This is a genomic window from Xanthomonas sp. NCPPB 1325 (genome assembly GCF_041477645.2).
Lineage (GTDB): Bacteria > Pseudomonadota > Gammaproteobacteria > Xanthomonadales > Xanthomonadaceae > Xanthomonas > Xanthomonas cannabis.
Genome location: NZ_CM192985.1, coordinates 2509182 through 2524649 on the forward strand (window position 1 = coordinate 2509182; position 15468 = coordinate 2524649).

Genomic DNA, 15468 nt, shown 5'->3' on the forward strand with positions numbered 1-15468 from the left:
GCGGTAAGCCCATTACCCAATGACGTACCCGAAGCATCGAGAGGAGGCACAGTGGAAGACGGTCAGAACAGTACTCGTAGCCGGCGCGGCTTTGCCGCATTGGACCCGGAAAAGCGCCGCCTGCTGGCCAGCAGCGGTGGGAAGGCCGCGCATGCCAGCGGCAATGCGCACGAATTCACCAGTGACGAGGCACGCGAAGCAGGTCGGAAGGGCGGCCAGGCGGTGAGCCGCGATCGCGATCATATGTCGCGTATCGGCAGCAAGGGCGGGCGCTCCAAGCAGGCCAAGCCACAGGAAGAATCCGCGTAACCCGCAGCGGCATGCGAGGGCATGCCGACGCGGCGCGTGGAATGCAGGCCCTGCGCCATGCGGCGTGGGGCCTGCTGCGTTGTGCGCCCGGCGCTTGCTACGGGCTTGGTAGACAATCGATTGCACGCCGCCGGCTTCGACAGCACCCATGGTGATACCGCAATAAACGGGACAGCGATAACCGCCTGATCCGAAACATGCCGACGCGCCCAGCGGAAATTTTTGCACCCCTCCGCTCGCACGCCATCGATTGCAGGGAAAAATTTCGCTATTGGCCGTACGCAGGGGGCACGTTCGGCAGAATTTGCAGGGGCGTGGACGAGCGCCTTGCCTGCGCGGCAAGAAAGTTGACGATGCAGTGTGGTGTGATCAGCCGCGACCACGCACGATGCCGAGCCAACGCGTCTTGCCCCGTGTCTGAAGCCCACGCTCCTGAGGACCACGCTGGCCAAGCCAGCGGCTGCTACATGCGCTGCGCTGTCACGCATGCAGCCCCCATGTCAACGGCGTGTGCAAGCGCCACGCACCATTCACTCCAAGCAGCCGCATCTTTCATGCGCTGCGGGCCAGGCTGGAGCCATCGCACACCAACAGGAGATTGCACATGGCCGAACCCAAAGAGAATTTGATGGACTGGCTGCGCGACGCGCACGCCATGGAGCAGCAGGCCGAGCAGATGCTCAAGGCCCAGGCCGCGCGTATCGAGCACTACCCCAAGCTCAAGGCGCGCATCGAGCAGCACCTGGAAGAGACCCTGGGCCAGCAGCGCCTGGTCGAGTCCTGTATCGAACGCCTCGGCGGCTCGCCGTCGGTGATCAAGGACACCATGGGCAAGATGGCTGCCTTCGGCCAGGCGATGGGCGGCATGACCACCTCCGACGAGATCGTGAAGGGAGCGATGGCCAGTTACGTGTTCGAGAACCTGGAGATCGCCACCTACACCGCGCTGCTGGGTGCGGCAAAGACGGTGGGCGACATCGAGACCCAGCGCGTGTGCGAGCAGATCCTGCCGCAGGAGCAGGCCATGTCCGACTGGCTGCTGGCGCATCTGCCCGAGCTGACCGAAGAATTCCTGGTCCGCGATGCCACACCGGGCGTCACTGCCAAGAAGTGAACCTGGTCTGCTGATGTCAACGGCAGCCCGATGGGCCCCGCACGGCGGGGCCCTTTTTGTTTCTGCAATGCAAGCGCTTACCCTAGCGCCCTCTCTGGCAATGGTTTTACGTATGATTGCGCATTCCGGCTATCCGATCGGCACCCCCGGCCACGCCTGGGGCGAGGGCGAACGCAAGGCATGGCGCGCCCGTCAGCGCGTGCAGCGCAGTTACAGGGACGAGGTTGTGCGCCTGGTCGAGGCCTTGGCCGACCGCTACGAACTGATTCCCTACGGCACTCTCGTTGCCGAACAAACCCGGTACCCGTTGCTGGCGCTGCGCAGCGCCCGCTGGGACCCGCGCCTGCCGTGCGCGCTGGTGACCGGCGGCGTGCATGGCTATGAAACGAGCGGGGTCCACGGCGCGCTGCAGTTCCTGCAGCAGCGCGCAGCCGATTACGCGGGCAAGTGCAATCTGCTGGTCGCGCCCTGCGTCAATCCGTGGGGCTATGAGCGGATCCAGCGCTGGAACGCCGAGGCAGTCGACCCCAATCGCGCGTTCCGCGCCAACAGCCCGGCCGCGGAATCTGCGGCACTGATGCAACTGGTGGCGGCCACCGTCGGCACGATGCTGGTGCATATCGATTTGCATGAGACCACCGACAGCGACGAGAGCGAGTTCCGTCCTGCGCTGGCGGCACGCGACGGCGTTGCATTCGTTCCCGGCAGCATCCCGGATGGTTTCTATCTGGTCGGCGACAGCGAAGACCCGCAGCCCGCCTTTCAGCAGGCGGTGATCGCTGCGGTGGGGCAGGTGACGCATATTGCGCCGGCCGATGCGCAAGGCCAGCTCATCGGCGCGCCGGTGGCCGGCCATGGCCTCATCCATTACCCGGTGCGGCGTCTGGGCCTGTGTGCGGGAGTCACGAACGCACGCTATCGCACCACCACCGAAGTCTATCCGGACAGCCCGCGCGCCACGCCTGCACAATGCAATACGGCGCAGGTGACGGCCGTCTGCGCCGCGCTGGAGTACGCGCTGCAACATCGCTGAGCGGCCTGCGCCGGCACGGCGCGTTCAACCTGCCGCCTTGGTGCGGAACTGAGGTGGCCGGGCCACGGCAGCGGCGCCGCATGCGCCCCGGGCACGCAGGTCAGGGCAGCCGGCGACGTGCGCTGGCCTCCTGCACATAGGCGGCGACCAAGTGGGCTTCCATTGGCTTGGACAGCAGGTAGCCCTGCGCTTCATCGCAGCCCCAACTGCGCAGCAGCGCGATCTCGTCGGCATGCTCGATGCCTTCGGCGACGGTGCGGTATCCCAGGGCGCTGGCCAGCCGTACCACTGCTTCGGCGCGCATCTGCATGCCGGCCTTGGTGGCGATGCCGGTGACCAGTGACCGATCCAGCTTGAGCACATTGACCGGCAGTTCGGTGAGATAGCCAAAATTGCTGTAGCCCGTACCGAAGTCGTCGATCGCCACGCTGACCCCGGCGTCGCGCAAGGCGCGCAGGCGTGGCACGGCCTCCACATTGCTGCGCAACCAGCGCCCCTCGGTGATTTCCAGCTCGATCCGCGTGGTCGGAATGCCCAGGTCGTTGCAGCGGTTGATTACGTCCGCGGCCAGATTGATGTTGCCGAAATCGCGCGAAGACAGGTTGATCGAGATGCAGAAATCCAGCCCCTGGGCGCGCCATTGCGCCAACTGCGTCAGGGCGCTCTCGATCACCCAGTTGGTGACGGTGCACATCAGCGCGGTCTTTTCGAACAGCGGGATGAATTCATCCGGGCCAATTGGTCCCAGACTGGCGTGATGCCAGCGCAGCAGCGCCTCGAAACCGATGACCGACAGATCCTCCAGATCGATACGCGGCTGGAACACCAACCGGAAGTCGCCGGCGTCCAGCGCCTTTTCCGCATCCAGCGCCAGGCGATACGAGCGTTGGATGGCGTCGTCCTGCGAGGCGCTGTACCAGCACACCACGGCATGGTTGTTGATCGCATCGCCCAGCGACACCAGGCCCTTGCGCATGACATCGTTGGTGTCCGGCTGCTGCGGTGCGAAGCGCACCACACCGGCATGGAAGGTCAGCGACATCGGTACGCCGGCCGCGTCCACTGGTTTGTGCAGCATGTCGCGCAGGTCCAGCAGCAGGTCCTCCATTTCGTCGGGCGCGGAGTTCAGAAGGAAGAACGCAAAGCGCATCGGCGCGACGTGGTAGACCGTGGCCTTACCACGCAGCGCACGGGTCAGCACGAAGCTGGCATGCCGGATCAATTCTTCCAGGGGCTGCATCCCGAGTGCCTGACGCGCCTCATTGGCAGCCTGCGTGTCGTAGACCTCGATGAAGGCGGCGATGGTCGGCACTGCATGGCTGCCGAAGGCGAGCGCATCCAGATCCGATTGCAGCTGACGCGCATTGAGCAGGCCGCTATGCGGCTCGCGGCGGCCGGCACCGAATTGCAGTTCCAGCTGCGCGGCTGCCACGTTGGCAAACATCAGCAGCTGTTGATGCTCCTGACTGGCCAGCCTGCGTTCGCGTGTATCGATCACGCACAAGGCGCCGGTGATCCCGGCTTGCGGCGCGCCGACCTGCACGCAGGCGATGAAACGTGCGGGAAGACCCGGGAATGCCGCATCGCCGAGCTGGATCGGCGCGAGCGCCGCGTGTTCGATGAGTTCGAAGACGCCATTGGCCGACGCCGGCACACGCTCACACAGGGCCATGGCTTGTTCGACGTGGCTGGTGCTGATGCCGCGCGCCGCAAGAACCCGCATGCGGCCGCCTTCGGTGATGGTCAACGCGGCGGCCGGCGCTACCAGTGCATGGCACACCAGCCGTGCAATCTGCTCCAACGGTTCCATTCCGCCAAGATCGATTGGCACACCTGACCAGTCGAACTGGCGGTCCTGCGTTTTGTCGTCCAGAGCAAGCGTCATGTCGTCAGGTTCCGTGTTGAAGATCACACACTGCATGGCTACTAGAAACAAACCGAGGTCATCGATGAGTGACGACCTGCGCCGCCATATTCCATCACACACTCCTCACCCGTTGCCCGGAGCGCCGGAAGTAACAAGCGCGACCGCGGCATGCGATTAGTAATTTAAAGGGCTGAGGACGGATGCGATATACCAATAACGCATCGGACAATCGGCGTCGACCATTGCAGTGGTTATATCGATCTAAACGGACTCAGGCAGATAATCCCTTGCCGCTCCTGTATTGCAGTGCGAGATGGTTTCCAAAACCATGTCGACATATCGCTCGGCTCGCTTTCACCTTCGTTATTCCAATGAGCTCGCTTGATGAATTCAGCCAGAGCAGCGCGATAACCGTATGGCGCGGGCCGCCAAACGGCTGATATAGCTAGGAAAGATACCTCGCAAGAACGAGTTTCTCGCTCGCGATTCCCGGCACTTCACGTCTAAGCGGGCAGATGCAAACTGGTTCGCAGATTATATCCGTGCAACAGGTGCGTTCAAGGTTATTGATATTCGTCACAGTTTAATTCGAGGCGGATCGCCTATTAATCTGCGCAGTCGGTTGACCGGGATTGGTATTAATCATTATCGGCCTCAAGCGACTGAGCTGAAGCGGCTCACGCTTTCAGCATCTCGATGGTTATTTCACTCGTCTTGGGGGGCGCGTGTGCGTGTGCACGCAACTTCTTAGCGCGGCTATCAGGGGGAATCAGGATGAATCGTGCATTTGCGCTTGTCTGGAATGCGGCCATTGGCAATTGGGTGGTCACGCATGAATTGGTACGGCGGCGACGTAAACCTGGGTCCACACGCCGCGCACTGCCGAGCCTGATCATTCTTGCGGTGGGGGCCGCCGCGCCGGCGCTGGCCTGGGGCGCGTGTACACCGGCCCTGCCTGCAGCGGGCGCAACTGTCACCTGCACGGGGCTGGCGCTGACCGGCAATGCGTTTGCGAGCAGCGCGAACAACCTGACCGTCAATGTGGCATCCGGTACGCAGATGACCGCCGGTTTGCTCGGTGGCACCGCCATCGCACTGAACGGCACCAACGCGACGCTCAACAACAGTGGTTCGATCGATCCGTCCGTGCTCGGCCTGCTGTCCGTGTTGAGCAGCGGCGTCACCATGGGCAATGCGACGTCCACGTCGGTGGTGGCCAACAATCTTCTCGGCGGCAGCATCTACGGCACCGGAGGCCTGCTGGGAGCGAACCTGCTCAATCTCGACGGCATGGCGCTGGGCCTCACCTCGGCCAACAGCGGTGTCGTGCAGATCAACAATGCTGGCCTGATCAGCAACCGCCCGCTGCTCAACCTGTCGGTGCTGGGGGCTGATACGCCGGTGATTGCAGTCACGGGCGGCGGAACCGTCAACGCGGTCAACACCGGCACCATCGAGGGGCGCGTCGGCTTTCAGAGTTCGGCCACAGGCAACAGTTTCGTCAATGCCGGCACCATCACCGGTAGCGTGTCGATGGGTGCCAACAGCACCAACACCTTCACCGCAGTCACCGGCGGCAGCATCGGTAATGGCGGTGGCCTGGCGCTGGAATTGCTGGGCCCCAGCGGCCTGCTGACTTTTGCGCGCACCGGTGTCGTGGACGGTGGTGCCGGCGGCACCAATACATTGATCCTGCAGAACGCCGTCACCGGGACCGGCAGTGGCACCACCGGCGCCGGCACCGTGAGCACGGATCAGTACATCAATTTCGGCAGCCTGCGCGTCAACAGCGGTACCTGGACTTTGGGTGGTGCAAGCAACTTCGGTAGCAGCGCGCTCAATGGTGGCGTCCTGCAATTTTCGACACCGGCGCAGCTCGGTACCGCGATCACTGCCAATGGCGGCACCTTGGAATCCACTGCCGCCGGCCTGACCCTCGCGCCCGCCGGTGGCATCACCCTCGCTGCCGGCGGCCTGACGGTGCAGGGCAGCAATGCCCTCACCATCGGCAGCACGCTGGCCGGTGTCGGGGCACTGACCAAGACCGGGACCGGCGGATTGACTCTAACCGGGACCAACACCTTCAGCGGCGGCGTCAACCTGGGTGCCGGTGCAGTGACCGTTGCCAACAACAGCGCGTTGGGAACCGGCACCGTGACCGCAGCCGGTGGCAGCCTGGTGGCCGGCACCGCCCTCAACCTGCCGAACGCGGTGGTGCTCAATGCCGCGCTGGGCATCGGCGGTACGAACAACGTTCGCCTGGGAGGCGCCATCAGTGGAACCGGAGCACTGAACAAGACCGGCACGGGCACGCTGACCCTTGGCGGGACCAACACCTATGCCGGCGGCACGACCCTGAGTGCCGGCACGACCGTGCTGGAAACCGCTGGCGCACTCGGCACCGGCACCGTCACTGCGGCAGGCGGGCTGCTGGACACGACGGCGCCATTGACCTTGGGCAATACATTCGCGCTGAACAGCTCCCTGGGGCTGGGCGCCAGCGGCAATGCGCTCACCTTGAACGGCACGCTTGCAGGGACGGGCGGCCTCACCAAGACCGGCACCGGCGCACTCACGCTCAATGCTGCAAACACCTATACGGGCGGTACCACGCTCGCCGCCGGCACCTTGCAGGTGGGCAATGCAGCTGCACTGGGTACCGGTGGGTTGAATGTCACCGGTGCCTCCAACCTGAGCACCAGTGCACCGCTGACCCTGAGCAACGCCGTCGACCTGTCCGGGCCCCTGAGCTGGACCGGCGCCCAGGCCCTGACGCTGGGCGGTGTCATCAACGGAAGCGGCAGCCTGATCAAGAGCGGCGCGGGTGATCTCACGCTGTCCAACACCAATGGCTACACCGGTGGCACCACGCTGAGCAGTGGGCGCCTGGTGGTCGGTAACAATGCCGCCCTTGGCACCGGCACCCTTACTGCCAGCGGTGGCGTGCTCGATGCAGCGGCTGCGGCCACGCTCGGCAATGCCATCGCACTGACCGGCAGCGTAGGGGTGAGCAGCAATGGCACCGCCCTGAATCTGGCGGGCACCATCAGCGGCACCGGTGCATTGAACAAGCTCGGCACCGGCACCCTTACCGTGGGAGGGCTGAACACCTATAGCGGCGGCACCACCCTCAGCGCCGGCACCTTGCAGCTCACCAATGGCAACGCGTTGGGCAGCGGCGCGCTGAACGTGACCGGCAACGCCAACTTGCAGGGCACCACGCCGACGGTGCTGAGCAATGCGATCGCGCTCGCCACGGGCGCGCTGACGCTCGACGGCGCGCAGGCGCTGACCTTGAACGGCGGCATTACCGGTGCCGGCAGCCTGGTCAAGTCCGGAAGCGGCGATCTCACCCTGAGCGGCACCAATGCGTACACCGGCGGCACCACGCTGAGTGCGGGCAAGCTCACCATCGGCAGCAACAGCGCCCTGGGTGTCGGCGCGCTCACCGCCGCGGCGGGAACCACGCTGGATACCCTTGCAGTCAGCACGCTCGCCAACGCCATTGCACTGACCGGCTTGGTCAACATCGCGGGCAGTAATGCACTCTCACTCACTGGCGACATCACCGGCGTCGGCAGCCTGGACAAGCTCGGCCCCGCCAGCCTCACCCTGGCCGGCAACAACAGTTATGCCGGTGGCACGCGTCTGACCGCCGGCAGCCTGCTGCTGGGCAGCGACGCAGCGCTGGGCACCGGAACCCTGACCGTTGCCGGCGGCCTGCTGGATGGCACGGCCGCGCGCTCGCTCGCCAACAGCGTGGTGCTGGATGCCGATCTGCTACTCGGCGGCAGCCAGGATCTTTCGCTCACCGGGCTTGTCAGTGGTGCCGGCGGTCTGGTCAAGAACGGCAACGCGACGCTCACACTGACTGGTACCAACACGTTTGCCGGCGGTGTGGATCTCAACGCGGGGGCACTGCTGATCGGCACGGGCGCCGCCTTGGGCAGCGGCGCGTTGACCGCAGCCGATGGCACGCAGCTGCAGGCCACGACGGCCACCACGGTAGGTAACGACGTCACCTTGAACGGCGCGCTGTCGCTCACCGGCAACAACGCCCTCGACCTGAGCGGCACCGTGAGCGGTGCGGGCAGCCTGATCAAACAAGGCACCGGCGCACTGACGCTGACCGGCAATAACCTCTACACCGGCGGCACCGCGTTGAACGCCGGCGCCCTGGTGGTCGGCAGCAACACCGCGCTCGGCACCGGGGTACTCACCGCAGCCGATGGCACGCAACTCACTGCTGGCACGGCGCTCAGTTTGCAGAATGCGCTCACGGTGAACGGCGCACTCGGCATCGACGGTGGGAGCCTGACACTCAACGGCGTCATCGATGGTGCAGGAAGCCTGGTCAAAAGCGGAACTCAGACCCTCACCCTCAACGGCGCCAATACCTGGGGCGGCGGCCTGCAGCTGCAATCCGGCGGGCTGGTGGCAGGCAGCGATGCGGCGTTGGGCATCGGCACGCTGACGGCGGCCGGTGGCACCACGCTGGATGCAAGCACTTCGGTGAACCTGGCAAACGCGCTCGTGTTGAACGGCGCGTTGCGCTTGCCCGGCACCCAGGACATCGCATTGAACGGGGTGATCGGCGGTGCCGGGAGTCTCGACAAGCAGGGCGCCGCGACATTGACCCTGGGCAATGCCAATACGTTCAGCGGTGGCGTCACGCTGGATGCAGGCCGGCTGGTGCTCGGCAACGCGGCGGCCCTGGGTGCAGGCGGCCTGCTGGTCGGCGGGCCAGCGCAACTGGACACCACGGCGGCGCTGACTGTGGGCAACGCGGTGCAGTTGGATGACCAGCTCAGCCTGGACGGCAGCAACGACCTGACCTTGAGCGGTGTGGTCAGCGGGACCGGCGCCCTGATCAAGAACGGCGCCACCACCTTGTCGCTCACGGCCGGCAACAGCTACGGCGGGGGCACCACACTCACCGCCGGCACCATTGCGGTTGGCGCAGACACCGCGCTGGGCACCGGCAGCCTGTCGGTTACCGGCAACGCGGTGTTGAGCAGTGCCATTGCGGTGGCGCTGGGCAATGGCATCGATCTGGGTGCGGCACTCACCGTCGACAACGCAGCAGACATGCTGGCCAGCGGCACGATCAGCGGTGCGGGCGGCCTGACCAAGACCGGTCTGGGCACCTTGACCCTGAGTGGCAGCAATACCTACACCGGCCCGCTCGCGATCCAGACCGGCACCCTGGTGGCCAGCACGGCCGCCTCGCTCGGAAACGCCAGCACGGTCGATGTGGCCGCTGGCGCGTCCTTGAACCTGACCAGTGGCGGTTTGATCAACGCCCTCAGCGGCGCCGGAAGCGTCGATACCGATGCCGGCGCCACCTTGCAGCTGGGCAGTGGCGACTTCGCCGGCAGTCTTGGGGGGGGCGGTAACCTGGACAAGGTCGGCGCCGGCACCGTGCGGCTGCTGGGCAACAGCCTGATCGGAGGTGCCACGCAGGTCAGCGCCGGCACCCTGGACGTGATTGGCAGCCTGGGCACCAGCGCGTTGAATGTGGCGCTGGGCGGCACCCTGACCGGTAGCGGCAGCAATGGCAGCATTGCCAGTGCGGTGACCATCGGCGACGGCGGGCGGCTGGCATTGACCAGCGGCTCCTCGCTCAGCGTCGGTGGGCTGACGCTGGCACCGGGTGCCTTGCTGGATGTCTCGCTTGCGGCACCGAGCACCACGCGTCTGCTCGCGGTCAACGGCAATCTCACCCTGGACGGCACGCTCAACATCACCGACATCGGCGGCTTCGGTTCCGGCGTCTATCGATTGATCGACTACACCGGCGCGTTGACCAATAACGGCGTGCTGTTCGGGACCATTCCGGGCAGTGTCGACATCAGCCAACTCGCACTGCAGACCGCCATCGGCCAACAGATCAACCTGGTGGTCACCGCGCCGGGCAGCATCGTGCAGTTCTGGGACGGCGTGCAGACCGTGGCCAACGGCACGGTCGATGGCGGCGCGGGTGTATGGGGCGCCGCCACCAACTGGACCGGCCAGGATGGCACGGCCAACAGCACCTGGCAGGGCGACTTTGCGGTGTTCTCCGGCACCGCCGGCACGGTAGGCGTGCAGGGCACGCAAGGCGTGGGTGGGCTGCAGTTCGTGACCGACGGTTACCGCCTGAGCGATGCCGGTGGCGGTGCGCTGGACCTGACCACGCCGCTCACCGCCATCCGTGTCGACCCCGGCGCCACGGCCACGATCGACGTCGCTGTCTCCGGCGTCGGTGGCATTGAAAAACTCGACACCGGCACCCTGGTCCTGGATGCAGCCAACAGCTACACCGGCGGCACCGCGCTCGGTGGCGGCACACTGGTGCTGGGCGATGCGCAGGCGCTGGGCACTGGCACCTTGACGGCTGCGGCCGGCACCAACCTCGATAGCAATCAGGCGTTGGCGGTAGGCAATGCAGTGGTGCTCGACGGCGCCGTGAACGTGCTCGGCAGCAACGACCTGGCATTGTCCGGCCCGATCGCCGGCGCAGGCAGCCTGATCAAGAGTGGCACCAGCACGCTCACGCTCGATGGCGCCAACAGCTACGCCGGTGGCACGGTGTTGAACGCCGGCACGCTGGCGGTTGGCAGCAACACGGCGTTGGGCGGTGGCGCATTGTCGGTCACCGCCGACTCGGTGCTCAGCAACGCGATTGCCGCAGCGTTGGGCAACAGCATCAACCTGAGTGCGGACCTGAGCATTGCCAATGCAGCCGATCTGGCGCTGACCGGCACGCTCAGCGGCACCGGTGCGTTGACCAAGACCGGTCTGGGCACCTTGACCCTGTCCGGCGCCAACAGCTTCAGCGGTCCGGTGGCCGTGCAGGCCGGCGTGCTGGCCACGTCCGCTGCCGGCGGTCTGGGCACCACCAGCACGGTGGATGTGGCGGCAGGCGCCGGATTGTCGCTGGGCGGCAATGCCGCGCTGGGCGCGGTGACCGGGCAGGGCAACGTCGCCATCCTCGGCGGCACCACCTTGCAGCTCGGCGTCAACGACGTCGGCAGCAGCTTTGCCGGCAGCCTGAGCGGTGCCGGTAACCTGGACAAGGTGGGCAACGGCACCGTGCAGCTCACCGGTGCCAGCGCACTGGGCGGCACCACGCAGATCTCTGGCGGCACGCTGGATGTGGACGGCACGCTCGCCAGCATCGGCGGGGTCAATGTGGGCACCGGCGGCACGCTGAGCGGCAGCGGCGTGGTCGATGCGGCTGTCACCGTCAACGACGGTGGTCGGCTGGTGGTGACCAGTAGTGCAGTGTTGACCACCGGCAGCTTGAACATGGCCCCCAACGCCACCCTCGATGCGTTGCTGGGCACGCCCAGCCAGACCGGTGTGCTGGCGGTCAACGGCGACCTGACCCTGGATGGCACGCTCAACATCACCGACATCGGCGGCTTCGGCACGGGTGTGTATCGCCTGATCGATTACGTCGGCGCGCTGACCAACAATGGGCTGGATATCGGCACGCTGCCCGGCACCATCGACCCGACCCAGCTGACGCTGCAGACCGCACTCGCCCAGCAGGTCAACGTGGTGGTGCTGTCGCCTGGCAGCAATGTGCAGTTCTGGGATGGCGCGCAGACCGTGGCCAACGGCAGCGTCGATGGCGGAACCGCCGCGTGGACCGCGGGCGGCACCAACTGGACCTCGATCGACGGTCTCACCAACAGCCCCTGGCAGAACAGCTTTGCAGTGTTTGCCGGCAGCGCCGGCACGGTGGGCGTGCAGGGCACCCAGGGCATCACCGGCATGCAGTTCATCACCGATGGCTATGTGCTTGGCGATGGCGGAGCAGGCGCGCTGAGCGCCAATGCCGCCACCACCATCATCCGGGTGGACCCCGGTGTCACCGGCACGATCGATGTCGCCATCGGCGGCACCGGCGCGCTCCAGAAACTCGACACCGGCACCCTGGTCCTGGATGCAGCCAACAGCTACACCGGCGGCACCGCGCTCGGCGGCGGCACGCTGGTGCTGGGCGATGCGCAGGCACTGGGCACTGGCACCTTGACGGCTGCGGCCGGCACCAACCTCGATAGCAATCAGGCGTTGGCGGTTGGCAATGCAGTGGTGCTCGACGGTGCGGTGAATGTGCTCGGCAGCAACGACCTGACATTGTCCGGGCCGATCGCCGGCGCGGGCAGCCTGATCAAGAATGGCACCAGCACGCTCACGCTCGATGGCGCCAACAGCTACGCAGGTGGCACGGTGTTGAACGCCGGCACGCTGGCGGTTGGCAGCAACACGGCGTTGGGCGGTGGCGCATTGTCGGTCACCGGCGACTCGGTGCTCAGCAACGCGATTGCCGCAGCGTTGGGCAACACGATCAACCTGGGCGCCGTGCTCACCGTGGACAACCCGGCCGACCTGACCCTGTCCGGCAGCCTCGGCGGTAGCGGGGCGCTGATCAAGACCAACACCGGCACGCTGACGCTGGCCGGCAGCAATGCCTACACCGGCGGCACCACGGTCGATGCCGGCACGCTGGTGGGTAACAGTGCGAGCCTGCAGGGCGCCATTGTCGACAATGCCAGCCTGGTGTTCGATCAGGCGGCCGCTGGCATCTTCAACGGTTCGATCACCGGCACCGGCGGCGTGGTCAAGGACGGTGCGGGCGCATTGCTGCTCAATGGGGCGAACGGCTACACCGGTGGCACTACCATTGCGGCCGGCAGCCTGATCGGCGACACCACCAGCCTGCAGGGCGACATCACCAACAACGCAGCATTGGTGTTCAACCAGACCACCGGCGGCGTGTACGCCGGTGTGGTCAGCGGCACCGGGTCGCTGGAAAAGACCGGCACCGGTGTCCTGCAGCTCACCGGCAGCAACAGCTACACCGGCGGCACGTTGGTCAGTGCGGGCAGCTTGATCGGCAACACCGCCAGCCTGCAGGGCAACGTGGTGGACAACGCCACGCTGGTCTTCGACCAGGCCACCGATGGCACATTTGCCGGTATCGTCAGCGGTACCGGCAACGTGGTGAAGCAGGGGGCCGGCGTCCTGACGCTTGCCGGGGCCAACAGCTATGGCGGCGGCACCACCATTGCCAGTGGCACGTTGCAGGGCACTACCGCCAGCCTGCAGGGCACTATCCTCGACAACGCAGTGCTGGTGTTCGATCAGGCCGGCGACGGCAGCTTTGCCGGCAACATCAGCGGCAGCGGCACGCTGATCAAGAACGGCGTCGGTGCCGTCACCCTGGATGGGGTCAACAGCTATCTCGGCGGCACCGCCGTCAATGCCGGAACGCTGATCGGCGACACCGACAGCCTGCAGGGCAACATCGCCAACAACAGCGCGCTGGTGTTCCTGCAGAACGCCAATGGAACCTATGCCGGCACGCTGTCGGGCACCGGCACTCTGCTCAAGGACGGCCTGGGCACGTTGCTGGTCACCGCGGACAGCAGCGGGTTCACCGGGCCGACCACCATCAGCGCGGGCACCCTGAGCGTGGGCAATCCGGACAATCCGGGCGCCGCCATCGGCGGGCCAGTGACGGTCGGACCGGGCGGTACGCTGACCGGCAGCGGGACCATCGGCAGCCTCACCACGTCCGGTGGCACCCTGGCGATCGGCGGGACCACCGGCACCGTCACCATTGGCGGCAACGCCACCATCGGCCCCGGTTCCACCGTGCAGGTCACGCCGGGCAACGGCGGTGTGGTGACGCCGGTGACGGTGGGCGGCGCCGCGACGCTGGCACCGGGCAGCACCTTGCAGGTGGTGCGTGCGGCCGACCTGCCATTGTTCACCGAGATTCCGGTGATCAACGCCGCCGGCGGGCTGAGCGGGCAATTCACCAACGTCATCTCCGACTATGCCTTCATCGACCCGAATGTCAGCACCAGCGCAACGGGGCTGTCGGTCTTCTTCGGCCGCAACACCACCGGCATGGTCGATGCGGTGACCACGCCCAACCAGCAGTCCACCGCCGCTGCAGTGGACGGCCTGCCCACCACCAGCCCGGTGTACCAGGCCGTGGTCCGTCTCCCGGACGATGCGCAGGCGGTGGCCACCGCGTTTGCGTCGCTGTCGGGCGAAAGCCATGCGAGCACCGCCACTGCGATGTTCGACAGTCGCTTCCTCTACAGCGGCATCGGCAATCATCTGCGTGGCGACAGCCAGGACACCCGTATCGGCGAGACCACGGTGTGGATCACCGGCCGCAGCCTGCCCAACCGGGTCGATGGCGATGCCAATGCCATCTCGGTGCGGCGCGAAGACAACGGCATCATGGCCGGTGCCGAGCGGCGCGTCGGGGAGCGCAGCGTGGTCGGCATTGCGGTGGGCAGCCAGGACATCGAAAGCTGGTCGCGCGAGTGGGGCGACCGGGCCGACATCGACGGTACGCATGTCGGCGTGTATGGCCAGGCCGACTGGTCTGCGTTCTCGCTGCAAGGCGCGGTGGACTACGCCGACTACCGCGTGGACGGCTCGCGTCGGGTGATGCTGCCCGGCGTGCTCGAAGAGCGGCTCACCAACGATTACGATGCCACCGCCGTCACCGCCTCGCTGGAAGCGTCCTGGAACCTGCGCACCGGCAACGCGGTCTACAGCCCGTTCATCGCGGCCGACTACACCCATCTGAAGACGGATGGGTTCAACGAGCGCGGCGGGATCGCCGCACTGTCTGTCGGCAGCGCCAAGGACGAATTCACCACCAGCACGGTAGGCCTGCGCGGGCGTTGGCAACTGGGAGAGCAGGCTTCGCTCTACGCCTCGGTGGGCTGGCGGCATGCCTTCGGCGACCGTGCCGTGCAGCGCTCGGCGGGCTTTGTCGGCACCGGTGCGCAGTTCTCGGTGCAAAGCGTCACCCTGGCCAAGAATGCAGCCATCGGTGAGGTGGGCGTCAGCGTGATCACCTCGCCCAATAGCCGCATGGCATTGTCGTTGCAGGGACTCAACGGCGACGGCCAGACCGCCTACGGCGGGCAGGTGACCTGGGGATGGAGCTTCTGATCGCAGCAACAGCGTGAACCAACGAGCCCCGGCCTGCCGGGGCTTTTTGGTTTCCGCTCGCTATCGGCAATTCGCCTGCCAGCGAGCCGGCCCTGCCTCCGGCGCATCGCCTGACCACCACGGACCTCGAGCATGATGTCGCTCAGCTGCTCTTGCATGCCTCCTTACGCA

Annotated in this window: 5 protein-coding genes; 4 read left to right on the forward strand and 1 reads right to left on the reverse strand. The window is 66.1% G+C overall.

The features are described from left to right. The first annotated feature begins 51 nt into the window (after window positions 1-51). From ACCQ10_RS10680 to ACCQ10_RS10690, 3 genes are all read left to right on the forward strand, one after another. Window positions 52-309 carry a KGG domain-containing protein gene (locus ACCQ10_RS10680; RefSeq protein ID WP_039411372.1) on the forward strand — a complete coding sequence of 86 codons (258 nt, stop codon included), beginning with the start codon at window positions 52-54 and terminating at the stop codon, window positions 307-309. Between the two features lie 604 nt (window positions 310-913). Further along, window positions 914-1423: a ferritin-like domain-containing protein gene (locus ACCQ10_RS10685; RefSeq protein ID WP_039411375.1), complete on the forward strand. Its 510-nt coding sequence runs from the start codon at window positions 914-916 to the stop codon at window positions 1421-1423. Between the two features lie 112 nt (window positions 1424-1535). Then, window positions 1536-2456 (forward strand): M14 family metallopeptidase, encoded by a 921-nt coding sequence (locus tag ACCQ10_RS10690; protein ID WP_372360611.1) that lies wholly within the window; start codon window positions 1536-1538, stop codon window positions 2454-2456. Window positions 2457-2556: 100 nt separating this feature from the next. Here ACCQ10_RS10690 and ACCQ10_RS10695 read toward each other — a convergent pair whose 3' ends face one another. Further along, the gene (locus ACCQ10_RS10695) at window positions 2557-4368 is read right to left on the reverse strand and encodes an EAL domain-containing protein (RefSeq protein ID WP_355603177.1); all 1812 of its coding nucleotides are present in this window, start codon (window positions 4366-4368) and stop codon (window positions 2557-2559) included. A gap of 729 nt (window positions 4369-5097) precedes the next feature. Here ACCQ10_RS10695 and ACCQ10_RS10700 point away from each other — a divergent pair. After that, window positions 5098-15297, forward strand: coding sequence for an autotransporter-associated beta strand repeat-containing protein (locus ACCQ10_RS10700; protein WP_372360612.1), 10200 nt, complete (start codon window positions 5098-5100; stop codon window positions 15295-15297). Window positions 15298-15468: the final 171 nt, after the last annotated feature.